This window comes from Ureibacillus massiliensis 4400831 = CIP 108448 = CCUG 49529 (genome assembly GCF_000772965.1).
In the GTDB taxonomy this organism is placed as follows: domain Bacteria; phylum Bacillota; class Bacilli; order Bacillales_A; family Planococcaceae; genus Ureibacillus; species Ureibacillus massiliensis.
On the sequence record NZ_JPVQ01000019.1, the window covers coordinates 19,128 to 35,270 of the forward strand.

Genomic DNA, 16,143 nt, shown 5'->3' on the forward strand with positions numbered 1-16,143 from the left:
AGAATATAAAATTATGATTCTAGGAGAATCAAATACTAAAACAACAGGATAATATTATCCCGCTGTTTTAAACTTATTAGAATTATATTTTACTTATCGTGAAACTATTAACTCTTTTAGTAAAAATAAAAAAAATGTCCCACTACAAACTTTTGTAAGTGGGACATTTTAGTACTCTTTATCTTGAAAAAATAGATTTAAATTTTGCAAACATACCTTTATGTTCCTCATCTAATGACATAAGAGGGACTGATTCACCAAGAATTCTTCGAGCAATATTACGGTAGCCTAATGAAGCCTTATTATTTGGATCCATGACAATAGGTTCACCTTTATTCGAAGAGCTAATCACATTTTCATCTTCAATAATAATTCCTAATAAATCAATTGAAAGATGTGCTGTTATTTCATTAATATCGAGAGTATCTCCGTTTTTCATAAGACTTTTTCGAATTCGATTAATAATAAGTCTTGGCGGCTCTATATTTTCTTGTTCTAGTAGTCCAATAATTCGATCAGCATCACGTACAGCTGATATTTCTGGTGTCGTAACAACAATCGCTTGATCTGCACCAGCTACTGCATTACGATATCCTTGTTCAATACCAGCAGGGCAATCGATTAAAACATAATCAAATTCACGTTTCAACTCATCTACTAGACTCTTCATTTGCTCTGGATTCACAGCGTTTTTATCTGTTGTTTGAGCAGCAGGCAATAAAAATAGTTTTTCCTCTACACGCTTATCACGAACAAGTGCTTGATGTGGTTTGCATCGACCTTCAACAACATCGACTAAATCATAAATAATACGATTTTCCAAGCCAAGAACAACATCAAGATTACGTAATCCGATATCTGTATCGATTAAACATACTTTTTTACCTTGAAGAGCCAATGCAGTTCCAAGATTGGCAGTAGTTGTTGTTTTACCAACACCGCCTTTACCTGAAGTAATAACTATTGCTTCCCCCACATTAGCTTCCTCCTTTTGCACTATGTAAAAATGGGCGCAAATTTCTAACTTCTTGTAAGCGATCATATGCAATTACACCATTTTCACCAATATAGGCAACGATTTGTTCTCTTTGTTCTGTTACAAATGGTTTTTCATTAGACATTACGTCTATTTTATCAGAAATATAAACATGCGTTGGTTCAAAATGAGAAGCAGTAATAATAGCGCTATCATTACCACTTATCCCTGCATGTACTAAACCTTTTAGATTACCTAGTACAAAAATACTTCCTCCAGCTTCAACACGACCGTTCGGATTAACATCACCAATAATAATGATATCACCAGACGCTTTTACAATTTGTCCTGAACGAACGATACCAACATATGTGTCTCGTATACTTGCTTGAACTTGTTCATTACATTCTGTCAAGCTTATAACCTCGCTATGAACGTGTAGTACGTGCATTTTTCCAGAATGTTCTACCATTTGTACCAATTCGTTTTTTTGTTCAACCGTTAAAAAACGATATCCAATATCAAGATGAACATCAACTTTGTTATCGATACCGCCTTCAGAGATTTTGTTTTCTAATTCATCTAATAAATCTGCGTAGGCGCAACTGTCATCAAGTCGAAGAACCAACCCATCTTTTGTCCCTTTTATATGGACAAGCTGTTTTTTCATAAAAAAGTGACACCTCACGCTAATTTCTAATTATTTTCACGTGCTCGTTGCAATACACGTGCGTTAATCAAATATTTAAACGCCCAACCTAACATTATTAAGAACAATAGGTTAGCGATTAAAGTTGGGATTAAACGATTCATCATAAAATTTGAGAATGTAATATTTGTAAAATTGATAAATGCAAAGAAGTTGTACAGAACAATCTCCATTAATGCAACTAAAACTAATGAAAGGATGGTAGTAATGCTCAAATGTTGATGGATAAATTTCACAGTAGATCCTGCTAAAAAACAGATAAGTGGATATAATACGGTATATAATCCAATAATATCAATGTAAAACACATCATACAAGAGCCCAAAAACTAATCCATATATTACAGCTCTTTGGCGACTGTAATAGATTGAAACAAAAATTAAATATAAAATTAAAAACCTTGGGACTAAATAAATAATTTGATCATTTAATTGAATTGGAGAAAACAGAGCAAATTCAGGTTCAAGTAAAAACAAAACTACAGCTACAAACGGGATAAGGGCTCGAACAAACATTGTTATTCACCCTCATCTGTTTCAGCTTGAGTTTTTGCCTTTTCGTGTTCATCAATTGTGATGACATTTCTTTTGGCAATAATTACATCTTGAAGCATTGAAAAATCTGCAGCTGGTTTTACATATGCTAGTTTTGTTAAACCGAAATCATCTGTTGTCACTTCAGTAATTTCACCTATTAATATTCCTTTTGGGAAAATACCACCTAAACCTGATGAAATTACCAATTCGCCTTCTTTTACTTCTAAGCTTGAATCGATTCGCTTCATTATTAATTCATTACGCTCAACATCATATCCTTCTAACAAACCAAAAATCTCTTGATTTTCCCCTTGAATAACTGCTGAAACCCTAAAATTCGGATTATTCGTTTGAAGTAACTCCACCTCTGATGTTAAAGGTGTCACTAAACTTATTTTACCAATTAATCCTTGAGCTGTCATGACTGCCATATTCACTTCGATTCCGTGGGATGAACCTTTATTTAAAATGATTTTCTCTTCCCATTGGTCAGGATTTCTAGAAATAACAGTTGCTTGGATTGGTACATAATCTCTCAAACTATCCTCTTTCTCTACTATTTCACGCAATGATTCATTTTCGCTTTGCAATGTATTAACCTGTGATTGTAAAACAGCAAAGTCCTCTAAACGCATTTTTAAACGTTTATTTTCTTCATAAGTATTTAATAAAGAATTAATATCGTTAAAAACTCCTGTTATGTAATTCGTTGGTTTAGCTACAAATGATTGTACTAAACCAACTGTATCTTTTATAAACTGTTCGGGTAACGTTGCATTTTGACGATCACGTAATGAGAAGCTAATCAATGCCACAATGAAAATCATGCTAACAAGTAGCAATATTAATTTCTTGTTTGAAAAGTGTGGCATTGGTATTCCTCCTTATTTTTTTAATTGTTGTGAACGGACTAAGTCAATATGATCTAACGCTTTACCTGTACCGATCGCTACACAATCTAATGGATTTTCTGCAATAAATACAGGCATTTTCGTTTCATCACTAATAACTTTATCAAGATTTCTTAGTAATGCTCCACCACCTGTTAAAACAATGCCTCTTTCCATAACATCTGCAGATAATTCAGGAGGAGTCTGTTCTAATGTTTTCTTCACACCATCAATAATAGAGGTAATGGCCTCTTTTAATGATTCAGAAATTTCTTGAGAAGTAATGTCAATGGTTTTCGGTAATCCTGTTACTAAATCGCGTCCACGGATTTCCATCGTTTGATTATCTCCATCAACTCTAGCCGTACCAATCTCAATTTTAATATTTTCTGCAGTACGTTCACCAATCGTTAAATTATAAGCTTTTCGAATATAGCTAATAATAGCTTGGTCCATAGCGTCACCACCAATACGAACAGAATCACTTGTTACGATACCTCCTAATGAGATAACAGCGACTTCTGTCGTACCGCCACCAATATCTACAACCATAGAACCAGTTGGATCCCAAACAGGTAGGTTTGCACCTATTGCTGCAGCAAATGGTTCTTCGATTGTAAACGCTTCTTTTGCACCAGCTTGGCGGCTTGCATCAATAACTGCACGTTGTTCAACCGTTGTAATTCCGTATGGAACACAAATCATGACATTCGGTTTTTTCCAATTAGAGCCTGAGTTTTTTAAAGCCTGTCTTAAATAATATTGAATCATAGCTGTCGTAATTTCAAAATCTGCAATAACGCCATCTTTCATTGGACGAATAGCTACGATAGAACCTGGTGTACGGCCTATCATATTTTTTGCGTCATTTCCTACTGCTACAATTTCACCAGTCTTTGTGTTTTTCGCAACAACAGAAGGTTCACGTAAAACGATACCTTTTCCTTTAATAAAAACTAATGTATTCGCTGTGCCAAGATCGATCCCGACATCTTTGTTTCCTAATCCAAACAAATTGTGTACTCCCTTTCTTTAAGCCATACTTCGCTGTCCTTAAATCATAAGATTTATTATAGCGGATTAATGTAAAAATTTATAGTATGAATACAGCTCTTCCTCGTATTTTGTAGAACTTGATAGATTTTTTATCAACATCATTCATTTTATTTCTATTTTGTCCATGAAACAAATAAAAAATTTATTTAACTTATTACATTCGTATGACTATTCGTATCTAATATCAAGACGAATTAACAATTTAAAGGTTCTTTGAAATGAATATGTAATATTAGAAAAAATTTTTGACTCTAAAAAGTCGATATTCCAATTTTTCAGGAATATCGACTTTTACATGTGACATTAATCTACATATAGCCTTTTTCTTTTAAACTAATAAATTGGTGGTCACCAATTATAATATGATCAATTAATTCTATACCAATAATATATCCTGCTTCTTGCAGCCTTTTTGTCACTTCTATATCTTCTGGGCTCGGTGTTGCAATGTAGGGTAGGAAGCATGTGCCGTGCTATGTTTCCACAGTCGGTTTCACAATTCCCCCCTCAGAACCGTACGTACACCTTTCAATGTATACGGCTCGCCAGTTGTTCAATCGGTATTTGTTTCTCGTGATGCTTATGGTGGCAATCATAACAGAGTACAATGGTCTTTCTGTTTCGTTCAATCATTATACGATCTAAGTATTTAAGATTCTTTTTCTTCTTTAAATCTTTTAGTTTACGTATATGGTGTACTTCCATTTGTCCTTCTGTTTTGCCACATGCTTCACACTTATTCGCTAATAGTCGTTTTTCGAATTCTGAACGTCCAGAATACTTTAACGTATTCGGAATACGGTCTATATCATCTTCATCTACACGAATTGCACCTTTGGTTTTTGGCATATCTTTAAGTTTTACGAAAGCATGTAAAACTTGTTCCCCTTCACTCTTTTGACGTACCAAACAAAGTCGTCCTTGTTGATGTTTACGCATACTAGTAGCTACTTTTCTAGAAGTGCTTCTTCGTTTATTAGCAATAGTTTTTATAAAACTACTTTCTGCTAAGTAGAATAATTTATCTAGATGGTGATAATTATTTGCTAACTTATAGTAGTTCGCAATCCCACGTAATTCTGCATTATACGTCATAAGTACTTCTAATTCAGAATTATTAATTAGACTTTTTCGATGTGTGATTTTAAAATCGTCTAAATTTCCATATCCATTTTTAATTGCAAACGCATGAATTTTACTTTGTGGAACTACTAATTTTATCGCACCTGATAAAGTACGTTTTTTCATAGGATGACTTAGATTTTTATATTGGACACGAGTTACTTTCTGTTGTTTCCATAATCTAAATTCGTATCCCAAAAACGGAACACCATTTTCAAGATGAGTAATAACCGTTTTTTCTTCGCTTAATTCTAACTGAAGCCTTTCATTAAGAAAGTCTTTTACAACTTTTTTTATTTCTTTTGCTTCTTGTTTCGAACCAGCTATACCAATTACGAAATCATCCGCATACCGAACGTATTTCATTCGACGATAATTTTTATCCATTGGGTCAACAGCTGAAATTGTTAATTGTTTGGATTTCAATGCTTGGATTTCTTGAACATACTCACTTCGTTCCAGCCATTCTTTATGCCCATGTCTCTCATCTAATCTTTTGATTTTACGTTGTAAAGTATAGATGCGGCTACGAATGCTTTTCCATTCTGAATTTCGTTCACGGAATTTTCCTCTTTCAAATATATTTATTTGTTCCTCCATAAATAAATCGAGTTCATTGAGATAAATATTTGCAAATAAAGGGGAAATAATCCCGCCTTGTGGTGTTCCACTAAATGTTTTTTCAAAGCGCCAATCTTCCATGACACCACATGATAAGGCATTGTGAATTAGCAATAGAAATCGTCGGTCATCTATTTTTCTAGCAATCAGATTTAAAAGAGTTTCATGATTAATGTTATCGAAGAACCCCTTAATATCTCCTTCAATACACCAAGTTAAGCCTTTCCAAGTGTTTTTAATTTCTGATAAGGCAGTATGACAACTATAATTTGTTCTGAAACCGTGCGAATGGCTACTAAAAATAGGCTCGTATACTTGTTCCAAAATCATCCTCATCACTTCTTGTACTAATTTATCTTTAAAATTTGGTACTCCAAGTGGGCGTTTCTTTCCATTTGATTTTGGAATGTATACACGGCGCACAGGTGAGAAACGAAATTTCCCTTCTTTTAGTTGTTCTATTAACTCGTCTATTTTTTGGGAACTAAAACCGTCTATTGTTTCTTCTGCTGTTCCTTTTGTTAAATTCCCTGCGTTTGGATACAGCTTTGCATATGCCTTAATCCATAAATCTTTATGATATAGTAGACGATAACAATCTTTTACTTTTCGATTATTACGAGAAACATTCCTTATAACGTCTAACTGTTGAAATGGATTTTTTGCCATATTCATGACTCCTTTCATTGTTAACGTTAAAACAACCTGTCCTCCTTCCCCGTGCTAAACTCATTACAAGCAAACGTTGAGTACTATGAGGACTCCGTTGCCATATGTGATTTTCAAACGTCTATACGTTATAGCCACTTGGGCACTCACACTTAGGCAATCCCTGCATTACACATAAATTCAGAAACGTGATGGTTAGGTATCCCTTTCGACAGTTTCCTTTTACAAAGGATTGAAGGATAAATCTCACTATGGACAGGAAAGCGGCAATTTCCAACAGACACTCAGGCAATATGTCTCCCATTTTATCCTCATTACCTGTTAGCTATCGTAGGTAACGGCGCACCCATCGCTCATTTGTCTAGGATTCAGGCAGTCTAGCTTTTACCATACATCACTTGATCTGAAGAACTGACTCGACTCTGATAGCTTTGTCGTCTTTTCTCCTTTTCACATCATGCTATGTTCCCTCTATGAGTTTCCTCGCAAGGTAAGACGCTGACCATAGAACATTGTGAGAAGTTCTAGTTTTCACTCGAAAACGCTGAATTTACGCACTTTACAGGCGCACACCACTTGGATGATTATGAGCACAAATTATAGAAGCTGCAGAGCGTTTCACAGCTTCTCTAAAAATTTCTCTTGGATGCACAATTGATGAATTGAGACTTCCAATAAAAATGGTCTGTTTATGGATTACTTGGTTTTTTGTATTTAAAAATAAAGCGACGAAATGCTCTTGATTCAAAGAGGACATTTCTGGCATTAAGTAATTTGCAGCATCCTGAGGAGATCGAATAGTGAAACGTGTATCTACTTGGATTTGGGCCAATCGTCTACCAAGCTCAACTGCCGCCAATAACTGTATTGCCTTTGCTTCTCCAATTCCTTTTATTGAAGTTATTTCCTCAATGGTTGCATGCTTTAATTCATGGATTTTTTCAAAGTAATTTAATACTCGATTTGCGATCGATAAAACCGATTCTTTTTTTGTCCCAGTTCGAAGCAATATAGCAATTAATTCTTGATTTGATAAACTTTGTGCACCTTGCTTCATTAGCCGTTCCCTTGGACGATCATCTACGTGTACATCACGCAGCATGAGCTCTGGAAATACGCTAACTACCATTCAAAAATCACTTCCTTTAAATATGTAAAATGTTTAAAGAAATTAATTTTTCAAAAACAGTTGCTAAAGGAAATCCAACTACATTATTATAATCTCCCTCAATTCGGTCGATAAATAATGCTCCATCTGTTTGAATTCCATAACCACCTGCTTTATCAAAAGGGTCACCTGTATCAACATAAGCTTTGATTAGATTAGGTGATAATGTTTTAAAATACACTTTCGTTTCTTCCACAATTGTTTCTTCATGTCCATCTCGGTCGATAATGACAACAGCGGTAAATACTGAATGCACATTATTGGATAGTTTGCTTAAATGTGCAATCGCTTCTTCCTCTGACTTTGGCTTGTGTAAAAGCGTATCTTCAAAAACGACAATTGTATCTGCTCCAATAACCGTCTTATTGAAAACTCTTTTTTTCACATCTCTTGCTTTTAATAAAGCCACTTCCCGCACATAGTCAACAACTGTATTAGCCTCAACGGAAGTCTCCTCTACATTACTAGTTACCACTTCAAAGGGCACACCTAATTTTGAAAAAAGCTCCTTTCTCCTAGGTGAAGATGATGCTAAAACAAGCTGATGATTAGTAGTAAAATTCATTTCCATTCCTCCTACTACTATTTTAACCGAGAAGTATTGTTTTGAAAATTTTGAATGGTAGATAGAAAATTCAAATTCGGTCCATTTTTAAAACTTAAAATTGAATTTTGAGACACTCATTTTGCTCAAAATAATGCTTTAATAAGTGTAATCGCGTTACATCTAAATCATCTGAAAGGCTTGCCATTGCTGACGTTATCGACTGCCAATCTTGCGGTAAATTCTCAGGTGCTTGACCTTGTTCAAAATAAAATTTTCCGCGATCTTCACTAGATAAAAGGGTTGGAACATTTTGTATTGTGGGATCCTGGCATGCACTACTAGATACTTTAAAGGCTTTCGCAAATGAAGGTGGGTTTTCGGATTTTACAATCCCCTCTTGAACTGGTGTTACTTCTGACCATACGAAGTAGCTTCCATCTACCTCAATAATTGTGGCAGTATTTAATGATGGATACCCAGCCATAAAATCCGTCGCCCCTTCAAACGAAGAAAAAACGCCATGTTGATTTGCATAAAATTGTAGTGCAGATAAATCAACTGAAGGTGTAGAAGATTCCCCATCGGATGATACTGGAACAACCTCTTCCTCACCTTGTTCTGCTACTTCTTGGACATCTTCATTATTCATCGAATTCAACATAAAAATAAAGAAAATTACACCGACAACTCCTGCTAATGATCCGAAAATTGCTGCTTGTATTAGTTCTTTGCGTCCGATCATTCTTGTAAATTTCATGCATATCACCTCTAGTATACCGTACCAAACAAAGAACAAAAAAAGACAAGACCTTTGTCGTCTTGCCAATAAAATATTTCGCAAAATATACGATCAATCGATATAATTTAACATTCAGAGGTCATTATTTTATTTATATGAATGAATTTTTCACAATTCCCTTAAGCTAGTCTCCAAATATTTTACTCCGCAACTCCGTCAACAAATAAAGGGAACCTGTTACAATTGTTTTACATTCCTTAAAATTAGCACCTTTTATAAATGCTGAAAAATCATTTATGACATATTTTTCAGTAGCATTCGACAAATTTATCATTTCTTCTGCTTTCATTGCACGACTGTTCATAAAATTAATAAAATAAAACTCATCGCTTACTGTTTCAAGAATTTTCAATACCGATTTAACATCCTTATCAGCTAACATTCCAATTACAAAACGTATCGGTTCATTAGGAATTTGTTGTTTTATTGTTTGTGCTAGCTTTTCTGCACTTGCAGGGTTATGAGCACCATCTAAATATACATTTTCCATTACTTTCTCGAAACGACCGGGAACTTTTGCAGCCTTTACACCTTTTCGAATTTTTTCTTCATCCCAGTTCATTTGAAAGAATTTTGCAACCTCTAAAAATGCAGTAATAGCTAGTGCCATATTCTCACCTTGATGTTCGCCAATAAGCGATCGTTTCAATCCACTGATTTGAATATTTCCCATACGATTTACGTACAAATCCCCTTCGTTATGGAATTGAACATGAAACTGGTTACCTAAACGATATAATGTTGAATTTTTGTTTTCGGATTCCTGTTCGATTATTTTGTTTGCTTCTATAGGTAGCTTTCCGACAATAACTGGTCTCTCATGCTTGATAATTCCAGCTTTATGACGAGCAATACTTTCAATCGAATTCCCTAAAAATTTTGTATGTTCAAGTGCAATACTTGGAATAATCGAAACGATAGGAACTACAACATTTGTACTATCCTCTAATCCACCCATACCTGCTTCAAATAAAACTAAATCTACTTTTTTGTTGTAAAAGTAAATTAACGCTGCACATGTTAATAACTCAAAATCAGTAAGTAAGCCACTAAGCTGTGCATCATGCATTATTTTAAATACCTCATCCAAATCTATTTCTGCTATAGGCTTTCCATCAATTTGAATTTGGTCATGTACATCTTTGATACATGGTGAAGTAAATTTACCAACAGTTAGTCCATGCTCCATCGATATGTTTTCAATAAATGCTAATGTGGAGCCTTTTCCGTTTGTACCTGCAATATGCACGATGTTCAATCCATTTTGAGGATTGTTTAAGTGATTTAATGCATTTTGAATTGCAGCAAGACCTGGTTTGATAGAATCATCACTTTCAACATTCCACTTTGCTTTATATTCATCTAGTTTTGGAATCATCTGAGAATATCCTTCTTTCTCAAAAAATATTAAATAATTGTTTGCAAAAACTTACGAACTTCTGCAATAAAGTATAGAGACCCTGTTATCACTAGTAGCTCATCTTCATTTAATTTATCTATTTCTCGCTCGATAAGTCCTTCCCAGTCCCCATCAACTACTATGTTTTCGCATTTCGATTGTGACGCAAGGTGCTCAGCTTTTGCGGCGCGAGGTAAAGGGATTTCTGTAAAACTAATTTTATCTGCTACTTCATCCATCATAGCTATGCTGTTTTGATGATCCTTATCCTGTAATGCTGCATAAATAAACTTATAACGTTTATTTGGCTCAACATCATGTAAGGTACGAATTAATGCCCTTGTCCCCTCGGAGTTGTGAGCTCCATCAATAATGATTTGTTTATTCATTCTTTCAAAGCGCCCTTCCCACTTTGCTTTAGCAAGCGCCTTATAAACTGTATCCTCAGAAATAGTGGAATCAAAAAGTAAAGATGCTGTAATAGCTAGTGCTGCATTTTCTACTTGATGTTCCCCCTCCATTGCAAGTTGAATTCCGTTTATCTCTTTTCCTTTGCATTGGTAATTAAATACCTGTGGACTTGTTTTGGAAATTGATTGTATTTGAAATTCATTTCCTAATATATATAAATCAGCCTGACAACTTTTTGCCTTTTGTTTAATGACATGAAGAGCTTCTTCGTTTTTCACACCGACAACAGCAGGAACATTCGGTTTAATAATACCTGCTTTTTCATAAGCTATTTTTTCATATGTATCTCCGAGAATTTCTGTATGCTCAAGTGAAATGGTAGTAATTATAGATACAGCTGGAGTTATCATATTCGTTGAATCGACACGACCACCGATTCCCGTTTCGATTAAAGCAACATCAACATCACTATTAGCAAAGTGTAAAAAAGCGATCAGCATGACCACTTCAAAAAAACTAGGATATAGTCCATTAAGATGTTTTTCAATCATTTCAGCCACTTGATTAGCATAAGTAACAAATTGTTCATCGGTAATTTGCTCATTATTGATCGTGATGCGTTCATTTACTCTTTCAAGATGGGGCGAAGTAAATGCAGCAACCTTCAAACCATGTATCATTAATATTTCTTTTGTTGCATTAAGTGTAGAGCCCTTCCCATTTGAACCAGCATAATGAATAAATTTTACCTTTTGATGCGGATTTCCAAATTCATTCATAATAATTCGAACTGCTTCAAGAGGCTTTCCTTTATATTTACCTGCTCTTAATTGAAATATAAAATTCGTACATTCTTCGATGGAATGGAACATAATGATCGCTCCTAAAATTTAATTAACCATTAGAAAAATGTCCTAGCTTCATACTAGGACATTCCTTATCATATTACATATTTTTTAATTCCGCTAAACGTTTTTCAACTGCTTCGTGTTTTTCTTGGTAATCGGCTAGTTTTTCACGTTCTTTTGCAACTAGTTCTTCTGGTGCTTTTGATACAAATTTTTCATTTGAAAGCTTTCCTGATACTAGTTTAACTTCCTTCGCCCATTTTTCTAATTCTTTTTCAAGGCGAGCAATTTCTTCTTCAAGATTGATCAAACCAGCTAATGGTAGGAACAGTTCAGCCCCTGTAACAACTGCTGTCATAGATTGACTAGGTGCTTCAATGTTTTCTCCAATTGTTAAAGTTTCAGGATTACAGAATTTCTCAATATACGCTCTGTTTCCTTCTAGCACACGAGCTGTTTCAGCATCCTTAGCAGCAATGTATAACGGTACCTTCTTGCTCATCGGTGTATTTACTTCCGCGCGGATGTTTCTTACTGAACGAATAATATCCATAAGAAGCTTCATGCTCGCTGCATCATCTGCAAAATTAAATTCAGTTCGAACTTGCGGCCATGCTGCAACTGTAATGGACTCTCCACTATGAGGAAGGTGTTGCCAAATCTCTTCTGTAATAAATGGCATAAGCGGATGAAGTAAACGCATTGTGTTATCAAGAACATAAGCCAATACAGATCTTGTTGTTTTCTTTGCTTGTTCATCTTCTCCATATAGTGGAAGCTTCGCCATTTCAATATACCATGAACAGAAATCATCCCAAATAAAGTTATATAACTCACGACCCACTTCACCAAATTCATAACGCTCAGCAAGGTTCGTTACTCGTTCAATCGTCTCATTTAAACGAGTTAAAATCCATTTATCCGCAACATTTAAATTGCCTGTTAAATCGATTTCATCATACGTTAAACCTTCCATATTCATAAGGGCAAAGCGAGAAGCATTCCATATTTTATTGGCAAAGTTCCATACTGCTTCTACTTTTTCAGTAGTATATCGTAAATCTTGACCAGGCGATGATCCAGTTGCTAAGAAGTAACGAAGGGAGTCTGCACCGTATTGGTCAATTACATCCATTGGGTCAACACCGTTACCTAGCGATTTACTCATTTTACGTCCTTCACCATCACGCACTAAGCCGTGAATTAATACATCTTTAAATGGACGCTCTCCAGTAAATTCTTTTCCTTGGAAAATCATACGGCTTACCCAGAAGAAAATGATGTCATAGCCAGTTACTAACGTATTTGTAGGATAGTATCGTTTAAATTCTTCATTTTCTGTGTCTGGCCAACCCATTGTTGAAAATGGCCATAATGCAGATGAGAACCACGTATCTAATACATCTTCGTCTTGTGTCCAGTTTTCGCTATCTGCTGGTGCATCTTTTCCAACATAAATTTCACCAGTTTCGTTGTGATACCATGCTGGAATTTGGTGCCCCCACCATAATTGACGAGAAATACACCAGTCATGGATATTTTCCATCCAACGGTTATACGTATTCTCAAAACGATTTGGTACAAAGTTAACCTTTTCCTCTTCACTTTTTTGTATCTCTAATGCTTGCTCAGCAAGTGGTCCCATTTTTACGAACCATTGTGCAGAAAGGTAAGGCTCTACTACAGCACCTGAGCGTTCAGAGTGACCCACTTGGTGTGTATGTGGCTCAATTTCAACAAGTACACCTGCTTCTTGTAAATCTTTTACGATTTGTTTACGACATTCGAAACGATCCATTCCAGCATATTTACCAGCAAGGTCATTCATTGTGCCATCTTCATTCATGACAAGAATACGTTCTAAACTATGACGGTTCCCAACTTCAAAGTCGTTCGGGTCATGAGCAGGTGTCATTTTTACTACACCTGTACCGAACTCCATATCTACATAATCATCCGCAACGATAGGTATTTCACGACCAACAATCGGAAGAATCACTGTTTTCCCAACTAAATGTTTATAGCGTTCGTCTTCTGGATGTACAGCAACACCAGAGTCACCCAGCATTGTTTCCGGACGTGTCGTTGCAACGCGTAAGACACCAGAGCCGTCTGCTAGTGGGTATTCCATATGATAGAAGGCACCTTCTACTTCTTTATGGATAACTTCAATATCAGATAGAGCTGTTTTTGCTGCTGGATCCCAGTTAATAATACGTTCACCACGATAAATTAAGCCTTTTTCATATAACTTAACAAAAACTTCTTTAACAGCATCCGATAAGCCTTCATCGAGAGTAAAGCGCTCACGTGTATAATCAAGTCCTAAACCAAGCTTTGCCCATTGTTCACGAATATGACTTGCATATTCTTCTTTCCATTCCCATGTTTTTTCAAGGAATTTTTCACGGCCAAGATCATAGCGTGTTACCCCTTCTTCACGCAGTTTCGCTTCTACTTTTGCTTGAGTTGCAATACCTGCATGGTCCATTCCCGGTAACCATAATGCATCAAAACCTTGCATACGTTTCATACGTATTAGAATATCTTGTAATGTAGTATCCCAAGCATGGCCTAGATGAAGTTTTCCTGTTACGTTTGGAGGCGGAATAACGATTGAATATGGTTGTTTCCCACTTTCAGGCTGTGCCTCGAAAAATTTACCTTGTAGCCACCATTCATAGCGTCCTGATTCTATGCTTTGTGGATCGTATTTTGTTGGCATTGAAATATTTTGTTCTGTCATGATAATGAATTCCTCCTTATTACGATTATGATTAGAAAACAAAAATAAAAAACCCCTATCGTCAAAAAAGGACGAAGGAGTTTTATCATTTTTCCGCGGTACCACCTTTATTCTAATCAGAAAACAAAATGCACATATATCATGCGTTTTTCTGAAGTTAGCTCTCATTACGATAACGGTGTTTAACCGACATTTTGTTACTACTATTTCACAAAAGTTGCTCTTAGGCTACGTTCAAATGGTTGCAAGCAGAAACTTTTCAGCTACCGTTTCCTCTCTAATGCATGCAAAATCATTCTACTCTTCCTATTCATTGCATCTATATTGAACTAATTTTTTGAACTGTACATATTGTATAATATTACGTCATTAGTTTTCAAGTTACAACGAAAAGGAAAGGAATGAAAAATCATGAAAAGAAAAAGAAGAAAAAGCTATAATCCATATCTATTGCCACCCTGGCTAAGAAAAGTACGTTTTTATTGTAAACAAATGATTATTCCAATCGCAGTGTTTCAAGGCTTGAGAACATTATTCTTACCTACAACAGGCGATTTCTTATTGTTAATTTTATTAATTTTTATCGCTTGGTTACTCTGGATTGATTTTATTTGATCTTAGATTAAGAAGCGTATAGGATTCTGTTAAATCTGAGAAGAAATCCTCTTCTTCAAACGGGAAGGTAGATGGTTCTTCATTTTCTCTTTCTTGTAAAAGAATATTTTCAGCTTCTACTAATTCATCTGATTTAGTTTGAAGCTCATCAATAGTAAATTCAGCTTCTGGTAATTCTTCAGTTATTTCTTTTGCTAATTCGACTTCTGGTAACTCAGGTTCTAGTAATTCAGGCTCTGGTAAATTAGTTTCCTTTGTATTCAAAACATTCGTAGTTTGTAGGATTTTTTCTGGCTCAAAATAATTGCTATAACTCTCTTCATAGCTTGGTTCAACTTCGGGCTCTACTTGTACTTTCGGAACATTCGTTTCAAATTCATAACGCGGTGGGTCCTCTATCATTTCAGCAAAGGCTTCTACGCTTGGGATATCTAGAGGAAGACTACTAGAATCAATATATTCTAGATTAGGCAATTCAGGTTCGATAAACTCATTCTCAAATTCATAATCTACTTCATCAACTTTTTCTGAAATTGTACAACATATATCCCATTTAAATGTACAACTTGACCCATCATAAACAAAGAAATTAACATCCTCTACATTTAACTGAGGAGCCCAACCATCTTGTACTTTTTCTTTTGGTAAATTAACTTCCAATGGCAAAGCATATTCGAAATAGCCTTCATTTCCGTTCATTTCTAAATGCTCAATAAGTGTCCCTTCACTATATTCAGGAAACTCTTTTGGATTAAAGCGAACTGTTGAAGTAATATGATAAATTCCAACTAGTCTTAGAGAATCTTCAGTCTCAATTTGTTGCCATCGAGGTTTTATATCAACTGAAACAACTTCTTCTACTATCCCATATTCTTCAGGAAAAACGAATTGCGTCATAAGATCCCAGTTATAATTTTGCACTTATATCCCTCCCGCTACTACAATATGCGCGTGATTCTTAAGTATGCAAAATATAGTAACTATTATTTTTATAAGAAGGATTGGAGAATAAAATCTTATTTTCTTACTAT

12 protein-coding genes, 2 pseudogenes and 1 other annotated feature are annotated in these 16,143 nt (G+C 35.2%); all 14 genes and pseudogenes read right to left on the reverse strand.

The annotated features are described in order from the left end of the window. Positions 1-178 precede the first annotated feature (178 nt). Entirely contained in the window at positions 179-976 is a 798-nt protein-coding gene (gene minD, locus CD30_RS11125; protein WP_036176811.1) for a septum site-determining protein MinD, read from the reverse strand. A 1-nt stretch (position 977) separates the two neighbouring features. Continuing rightward, positions 978-1,646, reverse strand: a complete 669-nt coding sequence (locus tag CD30_RS11130; protein ID WP_036176813.1) for a septum site-determining protein MinC — start codon at positions 1,644-1,646, stop codon at positions 978-980. A 26-nt stretch (positions 1,647-1,672) separates the two neighbouring features. Continuing rightward, positions 1,673-2,200, reverse strand: a complete 528-nt coding sequence (gene mreD, locus CD30_RS11135) for a rod shape-determining protein MreD (RefSeq protein WP_036176816.1) — start codon at positions 2,198-2,200, stop codon at positions 1,673-1,675. A gap of 2 nt (positions 2,201-2,202) precedes the next feature. Next, positions 2,203-3,093, reverse strand: coding sequence for a rod shape-determining protein MreC (mreC, locus tag CD30_RS11140; RefSeq protein ID WP_036176819.1), 891 nt, complete (start codon positions 3,091-3,093; stop codon positions 2,203-2,205). 12 nt (positions 3,094-3,105) lie between these two features. After that, positions 3,106-4,125 carry a rod shape-determining protein gene (locus tag CD30_RS11145; RefSeq protein WP_036176822.1) on the reverse strand — a complete coding sequence of 340 codons (1,020 nt, stop codon included), beginning with the start codon at positions 4,123-4,125 and terminating at the stop codon, positions 3,106-3,108. Positions 4,126-4,475: 350 nt separating this feature from the next. Then, positions 4,476-4,610, reverse strand: a pseudogene (locus CD30_RS19815) (JAB domain-containing protein); the annotation flags it as partial. An 85-nt stretch (positions 4,611-4,695) separates the two neighbouring features. Beyond that, the gene (locus CD30_RS11150; protein ID WP_036176825.1) at positions 4,696-6,579 is read right to left on the reverse strand and encodes a reverse transcriptase/maturase family protein; all 1,884 of its coding nucleotides are present in this window, start codon (positions 6,577-6,579) and stop codon (positions 4,696-4,698) included. A gap of 571 nt (positions 6,580-7,150) precedes the next feature. Next, a pseudogene (radC, locus tag CD30_RS11155) lies at positions 7,151-7,681 on the reverse strand (RadC family protein); the annotation flags it as partial. A gap of 43 nt (positions 7,682-7,724) precedes the next feature. Further along, complete coding sequence (locus tag CD30_RS11160; RefSeq protein WP_036176828.1) at positions 7,725-8,312, reverse strand: Maf family protein; 588 nt, start codon at positions 8,310-8,312, stop codon at positions 7,725-7,727. 94 nt (positions 8,313-8,406) lie between these two features. After that, positions 8,407-9,051, reverse strand: coding sequence for a hypothetical protein (locus CD30_RS11165; RefSeq protein WP_052126163.1), 645 nt, complete (start codon positions 9,049-9,051; stop codon positions 8,407-8,409). A gap of 166 nt (positions 9,052-9,217) precedes the next feature. After that, positions 9,218-10,471 carry a bifunctional folylpolyglutamate synthase/dihydrofolate synthase gene (locus CD30_RS11170; RefSeq protein ID WP_036176832.1) on the reverse strand — a complete coding sequence of 418 codons (1,254 nt, stop codon included), beginning with the start codon at positions 10,469-10,471 and terminating at the stop codon, positions 9,218-9,220. A gap of 29 nt (positions 10,472-10,500) precedes the next feature. After that, positions 10,501-11,775 carry a bifunctional folylpolyglutamate synthase/dihydrofolate synthase gene (locus tag CD30_RS11175; RefSeq protein WP_036176835.1) on the reverse strand — a complete coding sequence of 425 codons (1,275 nt, stop codon included), beginning with the start codon at positions 11,773-11,775 and terminating at the stop codon, positions 10,501-10,503. A 73-nt stretch (positions 11,776-11,848) separates the two neighbouring features. After that, positions 11,849-14,497, reverse strand: coding sequence for a valine--tRNA ligase (locus CD30_RS11180; RefSeq protein WP_036176837.1), 2,649 nt, complete (start codon positions 14,495-14,497; stop codon positions 11,849-11,851). Positions 14,498-14,561: 64 nt separating this feature from the next. Beyond that, positions 14,562-14,820, reverse strand: a binding site (T-box leader). Positions 14,821-15,088: 268 nt separating this feature from the next. Further along, positions 15,089-16,033 (reverse strand): hypothetical protein, encoded by a 945-nt coding sequence (locus tag CD30_RS19520; protein WP_052126164.1) that lies wholly within the window; start codon positions 16,031-16,033, stop codon positions 15,089-15,091. Positions 16,034-16,143 lie beyond the last annotated feature (110 nt).

Bases quoted from the DNA above. Each gene is read 5' to 3' on its own strand.
- CD30_RS11130 (WP_036176813.1), bottom strand. From the start codon at position 1,646: ATGAAAAAACAGCTTGTCCATATAAAAGGGACAAAAGATGGGTTGGTT.
- mreD (WP_036176816.1), bottom strand. From the start codon at position 2,200: ATGTTTGTTCGAGCCCTTATCCCGTTTGTAGCTGTAGTTTTGTTTTTA.
- mreC (WP_036176819.1), bottom strand. From the start codon at position 3,093: ATGCCACACTTTTCAAACAAGAAATTAATATTGCTACTTGTTAGCATG.
- CD30_RS11150 (WP_036176825.1), bottom strand. From the start codon at position 6,579: ATGGCAAAAAATCCATTTCAACAGTTAGACGTTATAAGGAATGTTTCT.
- CD30_RS11160 (WP_036176828.1), bottom strand. From the start codon at position 8,312: ATGAATTTTACTACTAATCATCAGCTTGTTTTAGCATCATCTTCACCT.
- CD30_RS11165 (WP_052126163.1), bottom strand. From the start codon at position 9,051: ATGAAATTTACAAGAATGATCGGACGCAAAGAACTAATACAAGCAGCA.
- CD30_RS11170 (WP_036176832.1), bottom strand. From the start codon at position 10,471: ATGATTCCAAAACTAGATGAATATAAAGCAAAGTGGAATGTTGAAAGT.
- CD30_RS11175 (WP_036176835.1), bottom strand. From the start codon at position 11,775: ATGTTCCATTCCATCGAAGAATGTACGAATTTTATATTTCAATTAAGA.
- CD30_RS11180 (WP_036176837.1), bottom strand. From the start codon at position 14,497: ATGACAGAACAAAATATTTCAATGCCAACAAAATACGATCCACAAAGC.